This is a genomic window from Actinoallomurus acaciae (assembly GCF_042429965.1).
In the GTDB taxonomy this organism is placed as follows: Bacteria; Actinomycetota; Actinomycetes; order Streptosporangiales; family Streptosporangiaceae; genus Actinoallomurus; species Actinoallomurus acaciae.
In genome coordinates this window covers 1-787 of sequence record NZ_JBHLZP010001207.1, presented here as the reverse complement: position 1 = coordinate 787, position 787 = coordinate 1, and the positions used below count along the sequence as shown (strand labels likewise).

1 protein-coding gene is annotated in these 787 nt (G+C 73.7%); it reads right to left on the bottom strand.

The features are described from left to right. On the bottom strand, window positions 1–787 hold a 787-nt coding region (locus tag ACFFNX_RS51665; RefSeq protein ID WP_378213853.1), incomplete at both ends, for an acyltransferase domain-containing protein.

Below are 787 nucleotides of genomic sequence, written 5' to 3'. Positions count from 1 at the left end.
GGCCCGAGCCGTCCTCCGCCCCGACGGCGACCGAGATCCGTACGGCGCCCTGCTCCGGCAGCGCCAGCGGCGCCTCGATGACCAGCTCCTCCACGGTCGCCGCTCCGCACTCCTCGGCGGCCCGCACCACCAGCGCGGCGAAGGCCGCGCCCGGCAGCAGGACGCGTCCCGCGACGGCGTGGTCGGCCAGCCAGGGCCGGCTCCGCGCGGAGAGCCTGCCCTCGGCGAGCACGCCTCCGGTCTCCGGGTCGGACGTGATCGTTTCAAGGAGGGGCCCGGACGGCTCGATCCAGTAACGGCGGTGCTGGAACGCGTACGTCGGCAGCTGCGCTCTCCGGGAGACGGCCGGGTGCGGCGCCGGCCAGTCGACCGGCACGCCGCGCACGTGGAGCTCACCGAGCGACAGCAGGAAACGTCGCAGGTCACCGTCGTCACGGCGCAGGGAGCCGACGACGACGGCCGGACGGTCGTCCAGGATCTCCTGGAGGCTCGCCGCGAGCACGGGATGCGCACTGACCTCGACGAACGTGCGGAACCCGGCGTCGATCAGCCCTTCGGCCGCGGCGCCGAACCGTACCGTCCGCCGCAGGTTGCGGTACCAGTAGCCGCCGTCCAGCTCCGCCGTGTCCAGCCACCGGCCCTCGACCGTCGAGAAGAACGGCACCCGCGACGGCCGAGGATCGAGCCCCGCCAGCAGATCCGCCAACTCACCCTCGATCGACTCGACGTGCGAGGTGTGCGAGGCGTAGTCGACCGGGATCCGGCGTGCCCGCACACCATCGGCCTC